The organism is Salinimicrobium oceani, assembly GCF_012037645.1.
On the sequence record NZ_JAAVJR010000788.1, the window covers coordinates 1 to 416 of the forward strand.

At 39.4% G+C, this 416-nt stretch carries 1 protein-coding gene; it reads right to left on the reverse strand.

Annotated features, from left to right (window positions below):
- A partial coding sequence (locus HC175_RS19410; protein WP_168139776.1) for a DUF4199 domain-containing protein occupies window positions 1-347 on the reverse strand: 347 nt, incomplete at its 3' end.
- Window positions 348-416: the final 69 nt, after the last annotated feature.

Genomic DNA, 416 nt, shown 5'->3' on the forward strand with positions numbered 1-416 from the left:
TTCTGTCTTTCAAGTTCTATTGCCTGCTCCATGAAACCGGGTTCTATCACTGTAGTTAAAAGTAAAACCCAGATCCCGCTAATGATAGCTGCAACAAGAGCTATCCCCACTCCAACTTTAATTGCTTCACCAATAGAAAGAAATCCGCCGTTCTCCTTTTTAAATGCTTTTATTCCATAGGTTACTACAGCAATAAAAACAATTAGAGTGAGCACCATAAAAGACCAGTGGGGCTGGAGGTGATAATCCAGGACGTACATAACTACACCCAGAACTACCAGGATAAATCCAAGGAGTAAACCGTAATTAAGCACAGACTTGCGTGCTTGAGCTTTTTGAGCTTCCATAATTATAATTTTTGGTTGATATTACAGTTAGTAAGCAAATATAACAAAACGTTACACAGCGGGAGAGAG